General features: G+C 61.3%; 22 protein-coding genes and 1 pseudogene. 13 read left to right on the forward strand and 10 right to left on the reverse strand.

Annotation, left to right across the window (positions count from 1 at the left end):
- Positions 1–81 precede the first annotated feature (81 nt).
- On the reverse strand, positions 82–975 hold the full coding sequence (locus tag AC1RQC_RS10690; RefSeq protein WP_492372310.1) for a LysR family transcriptional regulator: 894 nt from the start codon (positions 973–975) through the stop codon (positions 82–84).
- 99 nt (positions 976–1,074) lie between these two features.
- On the opposite strand from AC1RQC_RS10690, the gene AC1RQC_RS10695 reads away from it, so the two are divergent.
- The 8 genes and pseudogenes from AC1RQC_RS10695 to AC1RQC_RS10730 all read left to right on the forward strand — a co-directional run bounded on the left by AC1RQC_RS10695 (position 1,075) and on the right by AC1RQC_RS10730 (position 6,217).
- Positions 1,075–1,503: a (R)-mandelonitrile lyase gene (locus AC1RQC_RS10695; RefSeq protein ID WP_492372311.1), complete on the forward strand. Its 429-nt coding sequence runs from the start codon at positions 1,075–1,077 to the stop codon at positions 1,501–1,503.
- A complete protein-coding gene (locus AC1RQC_RS10700) occupies positions 1,500–2,492 on the forward strand; it encodes an aldo/keto reductase (RefSeq protein WP_492883245.1) in 993 nt (330 codons plus the stop codon). The genes AC1RQC_RS10695 and AC1RQC_RS10700 overlap by 4 nt, the downstream gene beginning before the upstream one ends.
- A 19-nt stretch (positions 2,493–2,511) precedes the next feature.
- Positions 2,512–2,643 carry a hypothetical protein gene (locus AC1RQC_RS10705; RefSeq protein WP_492883246.1) on the forward strand — a complete coding sequence of 44 codons (132 nt, stop codon included), beginning with the start codon at positions 2,512–2,514 and terminating at the stop codon, positions 2,641–2,643.
- Between the two features lie 37 nt (positions 2,644–2,680).
- Positions 2,681–2,992, forward strand: a pseudogene (locus AC1RQC_RS10710) (aldo/keto reductase); the annotation flags it as partial.
- Positions 2,993–2,994: 2 nt separating this feature from the next.
- Entirely contained in the window at positions 2,995–3,978 is a 984-nt protein-coding gene (locus AC1RQC_RS10715; protein WP_492812304.1) for an aldo/keto reductase, read from the forward strand.
- A 41-nt stretch (positions 3,979–4,019) separates the two neighbouring features.
- A complete protein-coding gene (locus tag AC1RQC_RS10720) occupies positions 4,020–4,760 on the forward strand; it encodes an SDR family oxidoreductase (protein WP_477102794.1) in 741 nt (246 codons plus the stop codon).
- A 21-nt stretch (positions 4,761–4,781) separates the two neighbouring features.
- Positions 4,782–5,366, forward strand: a complete 585-nt coding sequence (locus AC1RQC_RS10725) for an NAD(P)H-binding protein (protein ID WP_492883248.1) — start codon at positions 4,782–4,784, stop codon at positions 5,364–5,366.
- A gap of 23 nt (positions 5,367–5,389) precedes the next feature.
- Positions 5,390–6,217 (forward strand): SDR family oxidoreductase, encoded by an 828-nt coding sequence (locus AC1RQC_RS10730; protein WP_492883250.1) that lies wholly within the window; start codon positions 5,390–5,392, stop codon positions 6,215–6,217.
- 308 nt (positions 6,218–6,525) lie between these two features.
- On the opposite strand, the gene AC1RQC_RS10735 is transcribed toward AC1RQC_RS10730, so the two are convergent.
- Positions 6,526–7,209: a TetR/AcrR family transcriptional regulator gene (locus tag AC1RQC_RS10735; protein ID WP_492812299.1), complete on the reverse strand. Its 684-nt coding sequence runs from the start codon at positions 7,207–7,209 to the stop codon at positions 6,526–6,528.
- A gap of 190 nt (positions 7,210–7,399) precedes the next feature.
- Here AC1RQC_RS10735 and AC1RQC_RS10740 point away from each other — a divergent pair, with 190 nt between their 5' ends.
- The 5 genes from AC1RQC_RS10740 (at position 7,400) to AC1RQC_RS10760 (ending at position 13,878) form a co-directional block, all read left to right on the forward strand.
- Complete coding sequence (locus AC1RQC_RS10740; RefSeq protein ID WP_492372319.1) at positions 7,400–8,665, forward strand: MFS transporter; 1,266 nt, start codon at positions 7,400–7,402, stop codon at positions 8,663–8,665.
- Between the two features lie 43 nt (positions 8,666–8,708).
- Positions 8,709–9,512: a cyclase family protein gene (locus tag AC1RQC_RS10745; RefSeq protein ID WP_492372320.1), complete on the forward strand. Its 804-nt coding sequence runs from the start codon at positions 8,709–8,711 to the stop codon at positions 9,510–9,512.
- A gap of 7 nt (positions 9,513–9,519) precedes the next feature.
- The gene (gene fahA / locus AC1RQC_RS10750; RefSeq protein ID WP_492372321.1) at positions 9,520–10,833 is read left to right on the forward strand and encodes a fumarylacetoacetase; all 1,314 of its coding nucleotides are present in this window, start codon (positions 9,520–9,522) and stop codon (positions 10,831–10,833) included.
- Between the two features lie 309 nt (positions 10,834–11,142).
- Positions 11,143–12,132 (forward strand): porin, encoded by a 990-nt coding sequence (locus AC1RQC_RS10755; RefSeq protein ID WP_492372322.1) that lies wholly within the window; start codon positions 11,143–11,145, stop codon positions 12,130–12,132.
- 33 nt (positions 12,133–12,165) lie between these two features.
- The gene (locus AC1RQC_RS10760) at positions 12,166–13,878 is read left to right on the forward strand and encodes a CocE/NonD family hydrolase (protein ID WP_492372323.1); all 1,713 of its coding nucleotides are present in this window, start codon (positions 12,166–12,168) and stop codon (positions 13,876–13,878) included.
- 921 nt (positions 13,879–14,799) lie between these two features.
- On the opposite strand, the gene AC1RQC_RS10765 is transcribed toward AC1RQC_RS10760, so the two are convergent.
- The 8 genes from AC1RQC_RS10765 to AC1RQC_RS10800 form a co-directional block, all read right to left on the reverse strand.
- Positions 14,800–15,039 carry a protein L gene (locus AC1RQC_RS10765; protein WP_492372324.1) on the reverse strand — a complete coding sequence of 80 codons (240 nt, stop codon included), beginning with the start codon at positions 15,037–15,039 and terminating at the stop codon, positions 14,800–14,802.
- Positions 15,040–15,096: 57 nt separating this feature from the next.
- The gene (locus AC1RQC_RS10770) at positions 15,097–15,276 is read right to left on the reverse strand and encodes a hypothetical protein (RefSeq protein ID WP_492372325.1); all 180 of its coding nucleotides are present in this window, start codon (positions 15,274–15,276) and stop codon (positions 15,097–15,099) included.
- Between the two features lie 178 nt (positions 15,277–15,454).
- Positions 15,455–15,865 (reverse strand): type II toxin-antitoxin system VapC family toxin, encoded by a 411-nt coding sequence (locus tag AC1RQC_RS10775; protein WP_492372326.1) that lies wholly within the window; start codon positions 15,863–15,865, stop codon positions 15,455–15,457.
- Positions 15,866–15,874: 9 nt separating this feature from the next.
- Positions 15,875–16,132: a type II toxin-antitoxin system Phd/YefM family antitoxin gene (locus tag AC1RQC_RS10780; protein ID WP_492883252.1), complete on the reverse strand. Its 258-nt coding sequence runs from the start codon at positions 16,130–16,132 to the stop codon at positions 15,875–15,877.
- Positions 16,133–16,457: 325 nt separating this feature from the next.
- Positions 16,458–16,625, reverse strand: coding sequence for a hypothetical protein (locus tag AC1RQC_RS10785; RefSeq protein ID WP_492372329.1), 168 nt, complete (start codon positions 16,623–16,625; stop codon positions 16,458–16,460).
- 81 nt (positions 16,626–16,706) lie between these two features.
- Entirely contained in the window at positions 16,707–16,862 is a 156-nt protein-coding gene (locus AC1RQC_RS10790) for a hypothetical protein (protein WP_492883254.1), read from the reverse strand.
- An 86-nt stretch (positions 16,863–16,948) separates the two neighbouring features.
- Complete coding sequence (locus tag AC1RQC_RS10795) at positions 16,949–17,248, reverse strand: hypothetical protein (RefSeq protein WP_492883256.1); 300 nt, start codon at positions 17,246–17,248, stop codon at positions 16,949–16,951.
- Between the two features lie 381 nt (positions 17,249–17,629).
- Positions 17,630–18,340, reverse strand: coding sequence for a DUF3577 domain-containing protein (locus tag AC1RQC_RS10800; RefSeq protein WP_492883258.1), 711 nt, complete (start codon positions 18,338–18,340; stop codon positions 17,630–17,632).
- Positions 18,341–18,394 lie beyond the last annotated feature (54 nt).

Below are 18,394 nucleotides of genomic sequence, written 5' to 3' on the forward strand. Positions count from 1 at the left end.
ACATCCGGCAGGCAGCCCGGCCTCTGAAAGCAGACGCTCAAGGCGCTGTTGGACGACCGCGTTATATTTGATGCGTGAAGCCTACGCGCCTTGACGCAGCGCTTGAGCAACGACAACGAACGCAGGAGTCGGTTGCCGGCGGCTCGGATAGTACAGGTGAAAGCCGGAAAACGACGGACACCAGTCGGACAGCACGCGCAGCAGCTCCCCGCTCGCGAGTTGCGACTGCACCCGTTGTTCGGGAACGAAGGCGAGGCCGACGCCAGCAAGTGCGGCCTTGACGGCCATCGTCGCCGTATTGAACACGAGTTGCCCTTCGACGCGCACGTTCAGTTCGCGTCCTCCCTTCCTGAACTCCCACGCGTAAATGCCACCGGCCGTTGGCAGCCGGATGTTGATGCAGTTATGTGCCGTCAGGTCCTGCGGCGTCTTCGGCTTCGAGTGCCTCGCGAAATACTCCGGCGTGCCGACCACGGCCATGCTCACATCGGGGCCGATGCGAACGGCGACCATATCCTTGGCGACCTGCTCGCCAAGCCGCACACCTGCATCGAGCCGTTGTTCGACGATGTCCGTGAGTCCGTTGTCGACAACGATTTCGATCGTGATGTCCGGATAGTCAGGCAGAAGCCGTTCGATTACCGGCCACAGCAGCAGTTCTGCCGCGTGTTCTCCAGCGGCGATGCGCACCGTGCCCGCCGGCGTGTCACGCAGAGCGGTAAGCGCACTCAGCTCGGCCTCGATCTCATCCAGGCGGGGGCCGACCGACTGGATAAGCCGTTCGCCGGCTTGCGTCGGCGAAATATTGCGGGTGGTTCTAGTCAGAAGCCGCAGCCCGAGCCGGGCTTCCAGATTGCGCACAGTCTGACTTAGCGCAGACTGCGAAACGCCGAGCTTCGCGGCCGCTTTTGTGAAGCTGCCATCACGTGCGACGGCCAAAAACGCGGTGATATCGGAGAGGTCGGAACGCGCCATTTATAAGCCTGCCTTCTAGCATCATGCGGATTCTAGCTCTTTATCGCGGGAAGACGCGTTGCTAAATTGAAGGTCGAGATACCAAACCAAGGAGCGTCCATGGAAATCACAAGAAGCGGCTCGCAGCCTTCGGCGAAAGGGCCCGCGGAGTACTTCACGGGAACAGTGCGAGTCGATGCACCATTCGCAGGCGAGCAGCCGGCCCGGATTGGCGGCGCGACGGTGACGTTCGAACCGGGCGCGCGGACTGCCTGGCATACACATCCGCTCGGTCAGACGCTAATCGTGACCGCAGGCCTCGGTTTGGTGCAGCACGAGGACGGCGCAGTTCAGGAGATCCGGCCTGGCGACATCGTCTGGATCGCACCCGGCGAAAAGCACTGGCACGGCGCGACTGCTATCACGGCGATGACGCACATCGCTATCGCTGAAAAGCTTAACGGCAGCCCGGTCGACTGGATGGAAAAGGTCACAGACGAGCAGTACCTGGCCGGCGTGACCGTAAGCGATCAAGGAGTTGGGTCATGAAGAAGCGTATTCTCGGAAAGAACGGGCTGGAAGTCTCTGCTATCGGCCTCGGGTGCATGGGCCTGAGCTTCGGACTCGGGCCCGCAACGGAGCGCAGTGAAGCGCTGCAGGTCATCCGCTCGGCCGTAGATCGCGGTGTCACGCTGTTCGACACAGCCGAAGGCTATGGCCCCTTCATCAACGAAGATCTGGTCGGAGAGGCGTTGCAGCCGGTCCGGGACCAGGTACTGGTGTGCACGAAGTTCGGCTTCGCGATCAATGAGAAAGGCGAATTGACCGGACTCGACAGCCGGCCCTCGCATATTCGCGCGGTGGTCGATGCTTCCCTTAAACGCCTGCGCACCGATCATATCGACCTCCTTTATCAGCACCGCGTTGACCCGAACGTGCCGATGGAGGACGTTGCTGGTGCTGTCAAAGATCTCATCGCCGAAGGAAAGGTCCTGCACTTCGGCTTGTCGGAGGCAAGCGCGGCAAACATCCGCCTGGCACACGCGGTGCAGCCGGTGACGGCCATTCAGGACCATTACTCACTCTGGATGCGCGAGCCTGAGCAGACGAAGTTCTCTCTCTGCGAGGAGCTGGGCATTGGCCTCGTTGCATGGGGCCCGCTCGGCCAGGGTTTCCTGACCGGCAAGATCACGCGAGGCATGAAGTTTGACGATGCCAACGACCTGCGCAAGGATTTCCCGCGCTGCACGCCCGAAGCCATGGAGGCCAACTTCAAGGTCGTCGACTTTCTGAAGGACCTGGCCGCCCGCAAAAACAGCACGCCGGCTCAGGTTGCGCTGGCGTGGCTGCTCGCGCAGAAGCCTTGGATCGTGCCGATCCCCGGCGGTACAAGGATCGAGCACCTCGATGACAACCTGCCGGCCGCCGACCTTGTGCTGACGCCGGACGACCTGCGCGAGATCGACAACGCCTTCGAGACGATCGACATCAAGGGCGCGCCGCTGTCGGCTTCCCTGGATGCGGCGATCGACCGCTAAACCATACGGGCACGAAACGATGCACAAACGTATCCTTGGTAAGGACGGATTGGAAGTCTCCGCGCTTGGCCTCGGCTGCATGGGCATGAGCGCGAATTACGGTCCTGCGCCCGACAAGCAGGAGATGATCGAATCCCAAGGCGGGCTTTGATAAATCCGACGTCCGGTCCTGGTTTCCGCGCTTCACCCCTGAGGCGATGCAGGCCAATCTGGCGTTCGTCGACCTGCTAAACGAGATCGCGAGCAAAAAAGAGGTGACTGCCGCACAGATCGCGCTGGCATGGCTCCTTGCAAAAGAGCCCTGGATTGCGCCGATCCCCGGAACCCGAAAGCTGCATCGGCTTGACGAGAACCTAGCTTCGGCGAGCGTCATGCTGACAGCGGACGACATGCGGGAGATTGAAACGGCAGCGGCAAAAATCGAGGTACATGGCGCCCCGGGGAACCGGCCACGAACAGCACGCCTGACTTGTGCCTCACCATCACATGCAAGGAAATAAACATGCAAAAACGAATTCTCGGTAAAAGCGGCCTCGAAGTCTCTGCCCCCGGTCTTGGCTGCATGGGACTCAGCTATGGCTACGGTCCCGCCGCCGACAAGACCGACGCGCTCAAGCTGATCCGCACCGCGTTCGAACGCGGCGTGACATTTTTCGATACGGCCGAAGCCTATGCGCAAGGCGCCAACGAAGAGTTGTTGGGCGAGGCGCTGCAGCCATTTCGGGACCAGGTCGTTATCGCGACGAAGTTCGGTTTCCAAGATGGCGACGCCAGCAAGGGCCAGGATAGCCGACCGGAGCGCATCCGCGAAGTGGCGAACGCTGCGCTGAAGCGGCTGCGGACCGATCGCATCGACCTCTTCTATCAGCACCGCGTCGATGCGAACGTTCCAATGGAAGACGTCGCGGGCACCGTCAAAGAGTTGATCCAGCAAGGCAAGGTCAAGCATTTCGGCATGTCGGAAGCAGGCGTGCAGTCGATCCGTCGCGCTCATGCCGTGCAGCCGGTCGCTGTGTTGCAAAGCGAATATTCTCTGTGGTGGCGCGAGCCCGAGAAGGAGATTCTGCCGCTACTCGAAGAGCTGGGCATTGGTTTTGTGCCGTTCAGCCCGCTTGGCAAGGGCTTCCTGACGGGCGCGATCAATGAGAGCACCAGCTTTGACAAGTCCGACTTCCGCAATGTGGTGCCGCGTTTTTCGGAAGAAAACCGCAAAGCCAACCAGGGCCTGGTTGACGTGTTGAAACAGATCGCGACCGGACTGAATGCGACGCCCGCGCAAATCGCGCTTGCGTGGCTTCTGGCGCAAAGGCCCTGGATCGTGCCGATCCCCGGCACGACGAAGCTGCATCGACTGGAAGAAAACATCGGCGCGGCCGCCGTCGAGTTATCCGCCGACAACCTGCGCGATATCGATTCGGCGCTCTCGACCATTGCTGTCCAGGGCGACCGTTACCCGGCGCATCTGCAAGCGCGCGTCGGAAAGTAGCCCTCTCCATTAATCGCGCGATTTGCGCAGAAAGGACGACCATGTCAGAGAACATCGCAGGCAAGGTTATTGTCATCACCGGCGCAAGCAGCGGCCTTGGTGAAGCAGCCGTTCGCCGCCTGGCGGCAGACGGCGCAAAGCTGGTGCTCGGCGCTCGTCGCGTCGATCGCCTGAAGGCGTTGGCCGCCGAACTCGAGCTCCCCGAAGACGCGGCAGTCGAGACGGATGTCACTGATGCCCAACAGGTCAAGGCGCTCGTCGATTGGGCGGTGAAGACCCACGGCCGCATTGACGTCATCATCAACAATGCCGGTCTGATGCCGCACTCGCCTCTGGAGCGCGGAAAGATCGAGGATTGGGAGAGGATGATCGACGTCAATATCAAGGGCGTGCTGTATGGCATCGCCGCGGCGCTCCCGCATATGACGCGCCAGAAAAGCGGTCACATCATCAACGTGTCGTCGGTCGCGGGCCATAAGGTCGGCAAGAACAACGCTGTTTACTGCGCCACGAAGACAGCGGTTCGGGTGCTCTCCGAAGGACTGCGTCAGGAGGTGAAGCCCCACAACATCCGCACGACGATCATTTCGCCGGGCGCGGTGCAGTCGGAACTGCCCCAGAGCGTCACCGAAGCCGATGTAGCGGCAGGCATCGCCGACTTTTACGAGAAGTTCGCCATTCCGGCAGACAGCTTTGCAAGGATGGTCGCTTTCGCGATACAACAGCCCGAAGACGTGGACGTGAACGAAATCCTGTTCCGCCCCACGGCTCAGGAACTGTGAAGTCGACTGGGGATTGCCTGAATGACAAGAATTCTGATCCTTGGAGCCAATGGCGGCCTGGCGCGGAATACGACGCGCGTTCTGCTTGAACGCGCGGACGTCTCGCTGACGCTTTTTTTACGCGCGGCTAGGCGGCTTGAAAACCCTGACCCGGTCCGCGTGACCATCATCGAAGGGGATGTTCTCGACACGGCCGCATTGGGCTGCGCAATGCAGGACCAGGATGTCGTCTACGCGAACCTGTCGGGGGACATGGCCCGGCAGGCGCGAAGCATTGTCGACGCGATGCACGCGGTCGGTTTGAAGCGGCTGATCTTCATCAGCTCGATGGGGATTTACAGCGAAGTGCCGGGCGAGAAATATCGCAGCATTCTTGACCCTTACCGGGACTCGGCCGCGCTGATCGAGGCGTCCGATCTCGACTATACGATCCTGCGGCCGGGTTGGTTCACGCACGATCCTGGAGGGCGATACACCATCACGCAGAAGAGCGAACCGTTCCAGGGTCACGATCTCTCTCTCGATAGCCTGTCGGGACTGATCGCCAAGATTGCGACCACGCCCGGGCTCTACGTTGGCAGCAGCATCGGCGTCAGCGATCGCTGAATCAAATAGAAGGACACAACACCATGCAGAAAGTCATCGTTGTCATCGGGCCTGGATCAATCGGGCAGGCCATCGCGCGCCGGGTCGGCGCCGGCAAGCATCTCCTGCTCGCTGACCTGCGGCAAGAAAATGCCTATGTGGCCGCGAAGACGCTGAGCGAAGCCGGATTCGACGTGACGACAACAACCGTCGATATTTCATCGCGCGCGTCCATCCAAGCCTTGGTCGCAAAAGCTACATCGCTGGGAGAGGTTCACGGTCTCATCCAGGCGGCGGGCGTCTCGCCGTCGCAAGCCTCGCCGGAGACGATCCTGAAAGTCGATCTCTACGGCACGGCGGTCATTCTTGAAGAGTTCGGCAGGGTGATCGCGGAAGGCGGTTCCGGAATTGTCATCGCGTCGCAGTCAGGACACCGGCTGCCGCCGCTAACAATCGACGAAAACAAGGCGCTCGCGTCAACACCTGTCGAGGATTTGCTGAAGCTGCCCTTGCTTCAGCCCAACCAGGTGAAGGATTCCCTGCACGCCTATCAGCTCTCGAAGCGTGGCAATGCGCTGCGTGTGATGTTCGAGGCCGTCCGTTGGGGCAAGCGCGGTGCGCGGGTCAACACGATCAGCCCCGGCATCATCATCACGCCGCTCGCGAAGGACGAATTGTCCGGTCCGAGTGGCGAAGGATACCGCCGCATGATCGCCGGCTGCCCGGCGAAGCGAGCTGGCACGCCCGATGAGGTCGCGAATGTCGCGGCGCTGCTCATGGGGCCTGACGGCGGTTTCCTTACCGGCAGCGACTTCTTGATGGATGGCGGCGTTACCGCTTCCTATTGGTTTGGCCCCTTGGCTCCGCAGTAGTGATTGCCTGGCGTTTTATGCCTCGAAAGCGGCCATTGCCGGCTCGCTACGCTCTATGGCCGAGATGGGTCGGGTACGGCCTGCCGCCCCTCAATCACAGCCGTCGCCTGCCGGCCATGAAGCGTAGTTGGTCCACGCGATCACTCGGCCAATCGAACGTCTGCTCCAGCCAAGCCAACGGACTTTCGCTGGCCAGCGATGCAAGTCGCTCCATCGGCGGAAGCGGAAGGCTCTGGTCATCTCAGAGACTTATCACGAGAACGAATTCTATTTCTAGATAATCCAGATACCAGTTGAGTAGGGTCTGTTCAAGTCCGGTCGGCCCCGGCGCGAATGCCCGCTGCGATGAAGGTCACCAGGTACTCGGACTTGCGCCGCGCGTCGCCGGCCTTGACCTTGCCGCCGGAGATGCGCTCGATACGGCTGTCGAACACGCTCATTACCAGCGCCCCCACGGCAAACAGATAGGCCCAATGCGCATAGCCGGCGCTGTTGCCTGACAGGGCCTTGCGGATCGCCTTGACGAATTCCATGGCAAAGGGGTCGAAGTAGTCCGCAACAATGCCTCGCTCAGCTTCTCTTGGATCCGATGCCTCGCGTGCGACGAGTTTGGCGTAGGCGATGCCGGCCTCCGTGTCCTGGATCCGCATTACTGGCTGCACGAACGCACGCACGATGTGCTCCACCGGATCCTCGCCGGCAATGAGGGGTTCGTGTAGCGCCGCCAGCCGGGCCTCGAACAGCGTCTTACGCCGTTCAAAGAGCGCGCGGTACAGATTTCGTTTGGTCTCGAAGTGGTAAACGATCAACGGCAAGCCAACGTCCGCTGCCGCCGCGATATCACGCATCGACACGCCGTCAAAGCCGCCTTCGGCAAAAAGCCGCTCCGCTGCATCGAGCACGCGTTCGCGCTTGCTCGCTTCCGGGATCGGCAGCCCCTGCGCTTCTTCCCGCGCCCCGACCACCGACTTCCGCGCTTCCCTGCCTTCCATGCTGCCTCCATATAGACGCGCCATTGTAGCGAACCTCACTTCGCCACATTCGCACCCGCGTTTACCCCAGTGTAGCGTTTGACTGCACGAGTGTACAGTCCGTTCTGCGCGATACTGAACGATCGTACAGTCAGTACAAAACTGGTGCGTCACCTGCTTCGGCCAGGGGCGCCAAATCAGGAGACCCATCATGCCCCCCAATCCTGCCTCGCTGAAGTGGCGCGTGCTTATCGGCTGCTTCCTGAGCTATATGTTCGACGCGGTGGACATCATCATCCTTGCCATCGCCATGCCGGCTATTACCGCATCCCTTCACATCACACAGGCGCAGGCCGGCTTGCTTGTCACAGCCACGCTGCTCGGCATCGGGCTGAGCAGCGTGGTGATGGGGAGGCTGGCGGATACCATGGGCCGCCGCAAGGCGCTGCTACTGTCGCTGGTGACTTTCGGCGCGCTCACGATGGCAATTTCCGGCGCCACCGACTGGCGCCAGATCCTCTTCCTGCGCTTCCTCTCAGGCCTCGGCCTGGGCGGGGTCTGGAGCACGGCCGCGGCTCATGTCAACGAGACCTGGCCGGCGCACCAGCGCGGACGGGCCACTGCCTTCGTGCTCAGTTCCTTCTCTTCGGGCGCAACCGTGGCCGCCCTGGCAGCGGCCTACCTGCTGCCGGCGCATGGCTGGCGCGTGTTGTTCTTTCTCTGCGGCGCGGCCGTGGCCATCGCCATCGGCTACGTCTGGCTGCGCGTGCCGGAATCTGAGGTCTGGCGCGCGCAACGGTCCAGTGGGCAGTCCACCAGAGCAAGCGCCGGCCGTGCCAGCCTTGCTGCGTTGTTCGCGCCCGGCCTGCTGCGCATTACCCTGCTCGGCACCGCGACCTCGGCCTTGGCGCTGTCCGCGTACTGGGGCGCTTCGACCTGGCTACCGACCTTCCTGGTCAAGGAACGGGGGCTCGATGTCACCACCATGGCCAGCTTCGTGGCCGTGCTGAATGTCGGCATGTTCCTTGGCTATAACGTCTTCGGCCTGCTCGCAGACCGCATCGGGAAACAGCGTGCCGTGATCGCGTCGCTGGTCGGCTCCGGACTGACGCTACCGGCCTATGCTTTCGCCACGGACCATGCGACCCTGCTCGTCCTCGGCCCGGTATTCGCCTTCTTCATGGCCTTCGCCGGCCTCGTGGGCTCCTACTTCGCCGAACTGTTCCCGACGCACATCCGCGCAACCGGCGCCGGATTCTGCTTCAACGTCGGCCGTGGCATCTCCGCCTTTGCTCCGCTGGCGCTGGGCTGGGCGGCGACTGGGTTCGGCTTTGCGCCCGGTATCGCGCTGTGCGGCGGCTTGTTCCTGCTATCCGCGATCGTGGTTGCCCTGCTGCCACGTGAAATCGCCGCGCAGGACACCGGCGCCCACGTGCGCAAGGTGCCGGGCGCCGATCCGTCCCTCGATGCCCGTTGAGCTCACCCCCCATTTCACGTATCTCCACAAAGGACTTGTCACCATGACACGCCGCTTCGTCGATCTCTCGATCTACCTGGAAAACGATGTCGTCTCCGACCCGCCCGGCTATGGCCCCCAGATCGAGTACCTGTCGCATCGTTCCACCGCCGAGCAGGTCACGGCCTTTTTTCCGGGGCTGATGCCGTCAGACCTGCCGGACAGCGAAGGCTGGGCGATCGAGCACGTCCGGCTCAATACGCACAATGGCACTCACCTTGACGCTCCCTATCACTTCCACAGCACCATGAACGAGTCATTGGGGCAGCGCGAGCGCGCCATCACCATTGACGAGGTGCCACTGGAGTGGTGCTTCCAGCCGGGCGTGAAGCTAGACTTCACCGGCCTGGATGACGGCTATGTGGTCACCGCCGGCGACGTCGAGGCGGAACTCGCCCGTATCGGGCACGCGCTCAAGCCGCTGGAGATCGTGGTGGTCAACACGCGAGCGGGCAAGCGCTACGGCCAGCCTGACTACGTCGCCTGCGGCTGCGGCATGGGACTCGACGCCACCATGTACTTGCTTGAGCGTGGCGTACGCCTGACCGGCACCGACGCGTGGAGCTGGGATGCGCCGTTCGTGCATACGGCCAGAAAGTATGCAGAGACACACGATGCCTCATTGATCTGGGAAGGCCACAAGGCGGGCCGCAACATCGGCTATTGCCACCTGGAGAAGCTGCACAACCTCGAGGCCCTGCCGCCGGATGGCTTCTACATCTCTTGCTTCCCGCACAAGATCCGAGGTGCCTCCGCTGGCTGGACGCGTGCTGTGGCCATCTTCGACGACGCGCTCAACGCCGCGTGACAACGCCATGGAACTGAACCACACACATGATGCCGCTCGCCGCAGTTGGCTGACACAGGCCAATGCGCCCGGTTCCGACTTCCCGTTGCAGAACCTCCCGCTCTGCATATTCCGTCGGCAAGGCAGCGCCGAGGCCTGGCGTGGCGGCGTAGCAATCGGCGACCAGATCGTCGACCTGGCCGCGTTGCATGGCAGGGCCTGCCTGCCAGACCCGGCCGCCGAGGCCATGCAGGCCGCCGTAGCGCCGACGCTAAATGCGCTGCTGGAATTGGGTCCGAGCGCCTGGCGCGCATTGCGCCACGGAATCTTTGCGCTGCTGGAGGCTGGCAGTGCGCATGAGAGCCGAGTACGGGAAACGCTGGTGCCGCAGGCGGCGGCCGAGTTTGCGATACCGGTACGCATCGGCGACTACACGGATTTCTATACTTCGCTCGATCACGCAGTGAACTGCTGTCGCCAGTTCGGGCTGGAGGTGAACCCCAACTTTGACTGGCTGCCGATCGCGTATCACGGCCGGGTGTCTTCCATCGGCGTCAGTGGCCAACAGGTCTACCGGCCGATGGGGCAGTACCGCGCCGATCCGGGCAGCGCACCTGTGTATGGACCTTGCCAGCGTCTGGACTACGAACTGGAAGTGGGCGCGGTGATTGGCATCGGAAATGCACGTGGTACGCCCATCCCTCTGGCAAAGGCGCAGCAGCACATCTTCGGCCTGTGCCTGCTCAACGATTGGTCCGCGCGCGACATTCAGACTTGGGAGATGCAACCGTTAGGGCCTTTTCTGGCCAAGAACTTCGCCACCACATTGTCGCCCTGGATCGTCACGCTGGAAGCCCTGCTGCCTTACCGCACAGGCTGGACGCGCGCCCCAGGGCGCCCGCAACCGCTCGACTACCTTCGCTCGGCGGACAATGCCGCGGCCGGCGCCTTCGACATCCAACTGGAGGTCTCGATACTCAGCGCGCACCAGCTAACACAGGGCCGGCAACCGCGCACGCTGACCCATACCAGCTTCCGACACCAGTACTGGACGCTGAGCCAGATGATTGCGCACCACACCATGGGCGGTTGCAACCTACAGAGCGGCGACCTGCTGGGCAGCGGCACGATCTCGGGCCCCGCCCCAGGCGAAGCGGGTGCGCTGATCGAACTCACAGTATCCGGGACGCAACCGGTAGATATCGGAGACGGCGAACAACGCGGCTTCCTTGAGGATGGCGATACCGTCGTGTTTCGTGGCTGGTGCGAGCGCGACGACTATGCGCGGATCGGTTTCGGCGTCAACTATGGGACCGTGCTGCCAGCCCCTGCGTCCGCCTGACCGTCTCCAACCCACTACTGCCGCGCGCGCCACTCCCCGCCGATTATGGGCTGCGATGCTGTGGTGAGTGGGGCCTCGCGCTCAGCTCCCTCGGGCGAATATCGGCATTCGCAATGCCGCAGAAAAAGACGACCGCCCCCGTCAGTGAGGCTGTTCATGCGCCAAGACCACGCTGTTCTTTTGAGGTGATCGAAGTCAATAAAACGGAGGAGATCAATTTTGTACAAGGAACGACAAGCAAGCTGTGCCGTCTATGGTAAGGCTGGTAGCGAGCCGGGTGGCTCACGGAGGGCGCAACCGATAGTAAGGTTGTATGCGCTGGCACTCTTTGCGCTGCCTTGCGCGTCCTACGCGACCAACGCACAGCTATATGGACTCGCGGACGCATATGTCGGCGTTACCCATCTCAGTGGACAACGTTCTGCAACTGGCGTGGAAAGTGGAGGTCTGCAGACGTCCTTCTGGGGCATGACAGGAAGCGAAGATTTGGGAGCCGGTCTTAAGGCGAACTACCGCCTCGAGGGATTCTTCCAAATGGACACGGGTGCCAATGGGCGTGCTCCCACGGATGGCCTCTTTTCCCGAAATGCCTACGTTGGCCTGGAGGGCGGTTTTGGCGAAGTGCGTCTCGGGCGACTAGCAAATCCGACGTTTCTGGCGACCGCGCTCTTCGATGCGTTTTCCGGCTCGACGAAGTTTTCGCCGCTCCAGAACGTCCTGTGGACGCCCCAGCAGGGCCGATACATTGCCGGCGATACCGCGTGGAATAACGCGATTGGCTACTACTCACCGGAATTCGCGGGAATTTCGTTCCGGGGCTTGTATAGCCTTGGCGAGCAGCCGGGCACGAGTTCGCAGAACAATGCTGTCGGTATGCTGCTCTATGATCGCGGGCCATTATCGGCGAGTTTTGCCATCCAGAGAACCCGGCTTGGTCCCGGACTTCCTGCGGGAAGCTGGGCGCAGACAGCGATGGCCGGGGGATTGTCCTATGACTTCAAGGTCATCAAGCTGCTGACCGAGTATGTCCACACAAGTACCAGCGGTGCATCAACGACGACCGACGCGCTGCAGGTGGGTGCCCAGATTCCGGTCGGCAGCGGGAAGATCCTGGCCTCTGCAGTGTCTTCACGCGTACGTAGCGATGTCATGGCGGACTATCGGCGTCACGGACTTGCCGGTGGTTATGACTATGCTCTGTCGAAACGCACGGACGTATACGCTGTGACGATGTTCGACAAGGTTACCGAAAAAGGCAGTGGCACCAGCTTTGCGCTGGGCATGCGCCACAAGTTTTAGCCGCTTACAAGATAAACCGATCAGGAGCCAGACATGCAAATCGATTGGGACGTTGAAATCCCCATGGACGATGGTTTGGTGGTTCGGGCCGACGTCTTTCGCCCGAAAGAGGAAGGACGCTACCCCGTGTTGATGTCCTACGGACCATACGCCAAAGGCCTGCCATTCCAGGTGGGATTCCCCGCACAATGGCAATCGCTCACTACTAAGCACCCGGAAATTCTGAAGGGCAGCAGCGGCAAGTACGCGAACTGGGAAACCGCGGATCCGGAAAGATGGGTGCCGTTGGGTTACATCTGCATTCGCGTGGACTCGCGCGGCGCTGGCCGATCGCCGGGCGTCATCGATTGCTTCTCCCCGCGCGAGGCGCAGGACTTCTACGATTGCATTGAATGGGCAGCGAAACAACCGTGGAGCAACGGGAAGATCGGCCTGGCCGGCGTTTCCTACTACGGCGCCACCCAATGGCTGGCGGCGGCGAAACGTCCTCCGCATCTGGCCGCGATCTGCCCGTTCGAAGGGTTCTCCGACTACTATCGCGACGCCTGCCGGCACGGCGGCATCCTCAACACGTTCATGGTGGCCTGGTATCCGAAGCAGGTGGAAAACGTGCAGCACGGCCTGGGGCGGCGCGGGCGTGTGAACCCTAACAACGGGTTGCCGATCTCCGGGCCGGCAGAACTCAGCGACGGAGAACTGCTCGCCAATCGCGTCGACATCAACGCGACGCAGTTGAGCGCCGAGCTTATCACTGATAGCTACTTTGACGGCCGCCGTGCGGACCTGGGTGCGATCGAGGTACCGGTGCTTTCCTGCGGCAACTGGGGTGGCCATGGCCTGCACCTGCGCGGCAATGTCCAAGGCTACTTGGGTGCCGGCTCGAAGCATAAGTGGCTCGAATTGCACGGGCTCGAGCATTGGACGGAGTTCTATACGGACTACGGCGTGGCGCTCCAGAAGCGGTTTTTTGACTGCTTCCTCAAGGGCGAGGACAACGGCTGGGATCGGCAGCCGCCGATCAAGATGCAGGTGCGCCACGTGGATCGTTTTGTGGAGCGCGACGAGCATGAATGGCCCTTGGCGCGCACCGCATGGACGCCCATGTATCTGGACGCCGGCGCACCGAGCCTGCGATCGGAGCCGAGCGTGACAGCTTCGCGCGTCTCGTTTGACGGCATGGCAGGCAAGGTAAGCTTCAGCACTGCACCCTTCGAGCGCGAAACCGAGGTGACCGGCCCGCTGTCTGCCACGCTCTGGATCTCCACGACGGCCCGCGATGCGGATCTGTTCCTGACGCTGCGGGCTTTCGCTCCGGACGGCAAGGAGCACCTGATCTTGGGGGCAGTCGAACCCAATGCCCCCCTCGCGCAAGGCTGGCTTAGAGCGTCGCACCGAAAGCTGGATCCTCAAGCCTCCAGGCCGTATCAGCCCGTGCACACGCACCAGGAGATCCAACTTCTCGAACCGAACGAGATCTACGAGCTGCAGGTCGAGATCTGGCCCATGTGCTTCGTCTTCCCGAAGGGCTACCGGCTGGTGCTGACTGTGGGCAGCTCGGACTTCGAGCACGACCTGCCCGGACCCTATCCGCAGATTTATGGCAAGTCGATGCGCGGCTCGTCGGTGCTGCTGCACGATCACCCCGACGACCGCAGGTCTGACCGCTTCGCCGGTCAGACCACCGTTCACACGGGCGAGAAGTACGCGTCGTTCCTGCTTCTCCCCGTCATTCCCGCAACATGCTGAACGGAGGCGCCATGAGCACGACGGGTCGGAAATTCCTCGCGCGCACCGCTGGTGCATTTGCGGCCGCCGGCCTCCTGCTGCGGCACGCCGCCAACGCACAACAGGCATGGCCGGCCAGAGCGGAGATTCCACCAAGATGACACTGAAAGAGCGGCTTGCCCCGCCGCTGCGTTTCAGGCCTGATATGGCGTCGCTCAACAGGGCTCGATGAACTTCTCGATCCATCCAGAGGCCCGGGCGATGCTTCTTCGGGCGGGAATTTGCAGCAGCTTGCGTTGCATGCCCCCCATTCGGACGGGCGCGTCTCACAGGGAAAGGGACGCGCTGACGATAGCAGCTCTACGCGTTGACCGTAGTTCGGCCCGAAGCGGCCATCTGTCGGCGTGATTGCGAATGGCAGAGAAGGGTCGATTAGAGCCATCTGGCTTGACAGCGATCTCGCCTGCTAAATGCCCACGTGGCCGCTGCAGATCCCACGCAGCATCCCCGGTATTCGGTACCGAGTCAAGTAAGACCGACCGATGAGCACATCGTCCTCCATCTTTCCAACCGGTGGGACAGGGTTTCGGAGCTATGAGCCGCGCCCGATAGGGGATTCCGATCTATCTATCGTTCCGAACCTCTCCGTATCGGAACCTTGGCCATCTTCCCGCATCACGCCGTGCAACGACTCTCCGAACTTTCTGCTGGCCCGTTAAGAGGCGATCAGGCAGTACCGGCAATGACCACGCAACCCGGCTGGCGGCGCTACGCTACGGCTGGCCAACCGAACCTAGCCTTAACGCAAGCCGTTTATTTCGCTGGAATTCGGTCTGACCCGATCCTGAACCGCCCAGTTTTTCTCTCGGATTCCTCATGCTGGTAAGAATGGTTATCGGCATGATGGCGAATGACAAAAAAGCCGCCCGGAGGCGGCTATCCTTACTCGGTTTCTGCATAGACACGCAGCTTCCAGCAGATCTCGCCTTGGTTCGTACTGTGCTGCTTGTGGTTCTGCGTCGTGAACGGGTCGCCCGCATTCAATGCGCGCTCTTGGCCGCATCCCGTGCAGACATGGATGCCCGAATGCGACACTGTCTTTCCGGGCGCGTGCTCCGTTTCAAAAACTTGGTTCGGCTTGGCTTTTTTCACTGCCTTTTCATCAAGGTACAACGCCATCATTTTCTCCTCTAGCCCTCCATGGGCCTGCCGGCGCACTTGAGGGCAGACATATGTGATTCAAGAGGCGTTTTCCCACTCATCCTCGGACGGCCGGATCGCGTCGACCAAGGCTTGAAGCCGCGCCGCGTCGCCGGGGGCCTGGTCGCTATACGTCAGCCGGCCCCACACCACGACGGCGCCGTGCGCGAACTGCTGGAACTGCCCTTTCGCAGTGAAATCGGTCTCTCTGTCGGCCATTTCCTTCCAGAGCCCAATCGACGCCCCGACCACGGCTGTCAAGTCAGCGTAGGAATAGCGCGGCTCGCGCCGGGCCGCGTCGGCGCGCTCGGCGTCGATTTCGCCTGCGCGCGCATGGCGCTGCGCACTTCGCGACGAAAACCACTCATGCGTTCTCCCTTGCCCCCGCGGGCGTTCCCTACCGATGCGGCTCGAACGGATTCAACAGGTCGACCCCAAAGTCCGCGAAATCACTGACATTGCGCGTCACGACGGTTAGATGGTGCTGCTTGGCCGTTGCCGCGATCATGGCATCCTCGTACAGCGTCTCGGAACGCCGGTGCATCAACCGCGCCCACAGGCGGAAGGTGCCTGCATCCATAGGCAGCACGTTGTAGACGGCGGAAACCAGATCCACCCATCGCTCGATTTCGCCAGCCTTGGCGACGTCCTGGTCGCGCGTGAGTTCGATGCCGGCCTGAATCTCCCCCAGGGTCACGGCCGACAGGAAGAGCTTGTCGTCGGTCACCGATTGGAGCCACTCAACGACCGCACCATGAGGGCGAGGCCGCCGGAGTTCAGAGATGACGTTGGTGTCGAGCAGGTACATGCGATGCATTCAGTGAGCTGGGACGACACGTCGGCGACGTGCGGCGCCACGCGGCGGCACGAGACATTCCGTGCGGGCCGTGTCGGAGAGCAAGAGGTCCTTAAGGGACGGCTTGGCTGCCGCATGCAATCGCCGCCATTCTGCCACCGGCACCAGGACGGCCGCTTCGGTGCCGCGCTTGGTCACCATCTGTGGGCCGCTGGAGAGGCAGGCGTCGAGAAATTCACTGAAACGCGCTTTGGCGTCCTGAACAGACCATGCTTTCATGATTGCCCCATATAACTAGTTACCTGACTAGTCTATCACTTCCTTTGGCCGCTTGCAGAGCGGTTGTCCGCTATTCGCAAATATACGAGAGGATTACGGCCGCCCCTTCATCTGCCTTGCTCGCAACTCCAATGATCGGCAAGGAGACGAGTGACAAAAAAGCCGCCCCGGGGCGGTGCCACTGCGCTCAATCCTCGCTCCATCGGTGACATCTCCAACACCATGCATATCGAAGGCGAGGGAAATCGTCACCCTTGACAGGGAAGCGATTTCCCCGCTGGGATCAATAGCCATTGCAGGAGTCAAGCTGTGTTTGATACCTACTTCAGCATCGGATCCACAGGCGCACCAGGTTGTCCCCGGAGACACTCGTGTTTCCCTTGCGTTTTGCGGCAAGCCGCAGATAGCGCTCCAGCACTTCCAGTTCATGATCGGAAGCCTGCGAGAGCCAGTCGTTCCAGTGCTGCCAGAACGATTTGCGATTTCCCTCCATATCGATTCTCCTAACAGCGGGAATCGATCCCAGGGGACGGATTCCCCAGGCGGCTGGAAACATCACGGCGTCAGCAACACCTCACCGATCGCCCTCTTCCTCGAGTTCGCCGAACAAATCCCAGTCAAAGCGGGCGGGTCGAAAGCTAATGCCGTCGACCTTGAATCCTTCCCCGTAATGGCGGAAGTTCGCTTCGATGAATGTCGTGACTTCCAACATCGTCTTGAAATATGTCACGTCGCATTTGCTGTGCTTATGAAACTCCACACAGTATTCGGCGTTGACCCTGATCTTCTTTCCCTCAGCCGGGACGGCTGCCGCTGTCACCAGCAGCGGGTCGCGCCGTCGAAGGCATAACCAAGCTCAATGAGCCGGCCTTGTTGCGCGTAGCGCTGGAACCGTGACAGACCTTCTTCCAGCACAACACACAAGCCGGCTTCGAGGCGTTCGTAAAAAATACTGTCGCCAAAGAGCTGACGGTCATCACACGGAGCGTGCCTGGTAGCGCGGTCCTCGCGGTGGCTCGGACTGACAACGTCATCGTCAAACGCGGCATCGAAATTGAAACCGGGCGGAACGTCGACGTAGTGGTCGGCCGTACTATGTTGAGAAAACAAATACATGGTGAGATCTCCCGTCAGTATTGAGCGGCAGACGCACCAGTTTCCCGAGCCGGCGGCGTCAGCCCGCAAGGGTGGAAAGGGAACAGCCATCAGTAGATGGCCGCGGGTGAATCATTGGAACGTGGGGGTTCAGTCCAACGCCCTGCTGCTACATGGCCGGCTACTGTGAGCCTGCGCATCCGTGAGGACGCAGCGTGGGAGGCGTGCAGACTCAGGGAGTTCCGGTCTGAAACCATTTCAGAGACCCAGTTTCATCCTAAGGGCGCAAGCAGAGCTTGCTGAGCGTTGAATTGGCCGGACAACGCACAAACCGGGAACATCCTGTGACAACCTGGAGGTTCCGAAAGGGAGAACCCCTTCAGAACCCACCAGGTCAGCGACTCAAGCATACGACCCGGTACAGCGGGGACGTTGGCTGTAGCCAGTACTTTGGCTCGTGTTCCGCAAAAACTGGCGGCCTTGCGAGCCATTCGTATCGCGAGACTGCTGCGCATTGCCTTGGCGAGTATCGCGTGCATACTGCGGTGCACGTGAATTTTCGTCTTGGCCATCGCGGTTGCGTTGGACGTTGCTTTGACCTTGGTCCCGCGAGAACTGGCGTCCACGCGAATCGTTGTCATTGCGACGTCCTTGGTTGCCAAAGCGTCGGTCGTTCTGCCGGGGACGATGTTGCGGCTGATTCTCGTCTTCCGGCAGATCGACAAACTCCTGGTCAACCTTGGCCATCGTGATCTTGAGCAAGCGCCCACGAATCACAGTACGGATTTCGCCTTGCGATTCGCCATCCCTGACCTCATAGGCCTGGGCAGACGGATCGCCAAGCTTGAAGCCGATCAAGACTTTCCGATCGGCGAGTACATCCTGCTCGAGCATTTTGACGATTTCCTTGGCGCGTTGGCCGACGACGTAGACGTCGCAGTACGTGTACTGGGCGTCATCGCGTTTGCCACGCAGAGCAGCGATATTGCAGGCGAGCACAGGACCATTGTCGGTCGGCACATCACGCACGCGTGAGAGATAGCCGATACCAGACATGTGGAGATCGAAGTACTGCGATTGGGCTTGCTGGGAAGCGGATTGGAATTGCGACATGATGGGCTCCTAAAATGAAAAAAGGGAGTCCACACATCCCGGCGGGAGTGTTAG

The organism is Cupriavidus sp. GW822-FHT03E04, assembly GCF_058801495.1.

What these genes read in the sequence shown, in the direction of transcription:
- AC1RQC_RS10690 (WP_492372310.1), bottom strand. Translation starts at nt 975, where the DNA reads ATGGCGCGTTCCGACCTCTCCGATATCACCGCGTTTTTGGCCGTCGCA.
- AC1RQC_RS10695 (WP_492372311.1), top strand. Translation starts at nt 1,075, where the DNA reads ATGGAAATCACAAGAAGCGGCTCGCAGCCTTCGGCGAAAGGGCCCGCG.
- AC1RQC_RS10700 (WP_492883245.1), top strand. Translation starts at nt 1,500, where the DNA reads ATGAAGAAGCGTATTCTCGGAAAGAACGGGCTGGAAGTCTCTGCTATC.
- AC1RQC_RS10705 (WP_492883246.1), top strand. Translation starts at nt 2,512, where the DNA reads ATGCACAAACGTATCCTTGGTAAGGACGGATTGGAAGTCTCCGCGCTT.
- AC1RQC_RS10715 (WP_492812304.1), top strand. Translation starts at nt 2,995, where the DNA reads ATGCAAAAACGAATTCTCGGTAAAAGCGGCCTCGAAGTCTCTGCCCCC.
- AC1RQC_RS10720 (WP_477102794.1), top strand. Translation starts at nt 4,020, where the DNA reads ATGTCAGAGAACATCGCAGGCAAGGTTATTGTCATCACCGGCGCAAGC.
- AC1RQC_RS10725 (WP_492883248.1), top strand. Translation starts at nt 4,782, where the DNA reads ATGACAAGAATTCTGATCCTTGGAGCCAATGGCGGCCTGGCGCGGAAT.
- AC1RQC_RS10730 (WP_492883250.1), top strand. Translation starts at nt 5,390, where the DNA reads ATGCAGAAAGTCATCGTTGTCATCGGGCCTGGATCAATCGGGCAGGCC.
- AC1RQC_RS10735 (WP_492812299.1), bottom strand. Translation starts at nt 7,209, where the DNA reads ATGGAAGGCAGGGAAGCGCGGAAGTCGGTGGTCGGGGCGCGGGAAGAA.
- AC1RQC_RS10740 (WP_492372319.1), top strand. Translation starts at nt 7,400, where the DNA reads ATGCCCCCCAATCCTGCCTCGCTGAAGTGGCGCGTGCTTATCGGCTGC.
- AC1RQC_RS10745 (WP_492372320.1), top strand. Translation starts at nt 8,709, where the DNA reads ATGACACGCCGCTTCGTCGATCTCTCGATCTACCTGGAAAACGATGTC.
- fahA (WP_492372321.1), top strand. Translation starts at nt 9,520, where the DNA reads ATGGAACTGAACCACACACATGATGCCGCTCGCCGCAGTTGGCTGACA.
- AC1RQC_RS10760 (WP_492372323.1), top strand. Translation starts at nt 12,166, where the DNA reads ATGCAAATCGATTGGGACGTTGAAATCCCCATGGACGATGGTTTGGTG.
- AC1RQC_RS10765 (WP_492372324.1), bottom strand. Translation starts at nt 15,039, where the DNA reads ATGATGGCGTTGTACCTTGATGAAAAGGCAGTGAAAAAAGCCAAGCCG.
- AC1RQC_RS10770 (WP_492372325.1), bottom strand. Translation starts at nt 15,276, where the DNA reads ATGGCCGACAGAGAGACCGATTTCACTGCGAAAGGGCAGTTCCAGCAG.
- AC1RQC_RS10775 (WP_492372326.1), bottom strand. Translation starts at nt 15,865, where the DNA reads ATGTACCTGCTCGACACCAACGTCATCTCTGAACTCCGGCGGCCTCGC.
- AC1RQC_RS10780 (WP_492883252.1), bottom strand. Translation starts at nt 16,132, where the DNA reads ATGAAAGCATGGTCTGTTCAGGACGCCAAAGCGCGTTTCAGTGAATTT.
- AC1RQC_RS10785 (WP_492372329.1), bottom strand. Translation starts at nt 16,625, where the DNA reads ATGGAGGGAAATCGCAAATCGTTCTGGCAGCACTGGAACGACTGGCTC.
- AC1RQC_RS10795 (WP_492883256.1), bottom strand. Translation starts at nt 17,248, where the DNA reads ATGTATTTGTTTTCTCAACATAGTACGGCCGACCACTACGTCGACGTT.
- AC1RQC_RS10800 (WP_492883258.1), bottom strand. Translation starts at nt 18,340, where the DNA reads ATGTCGCAATTCCAATCCGCTTCCCAGCAAGCCCAATCGCAGTACTTC.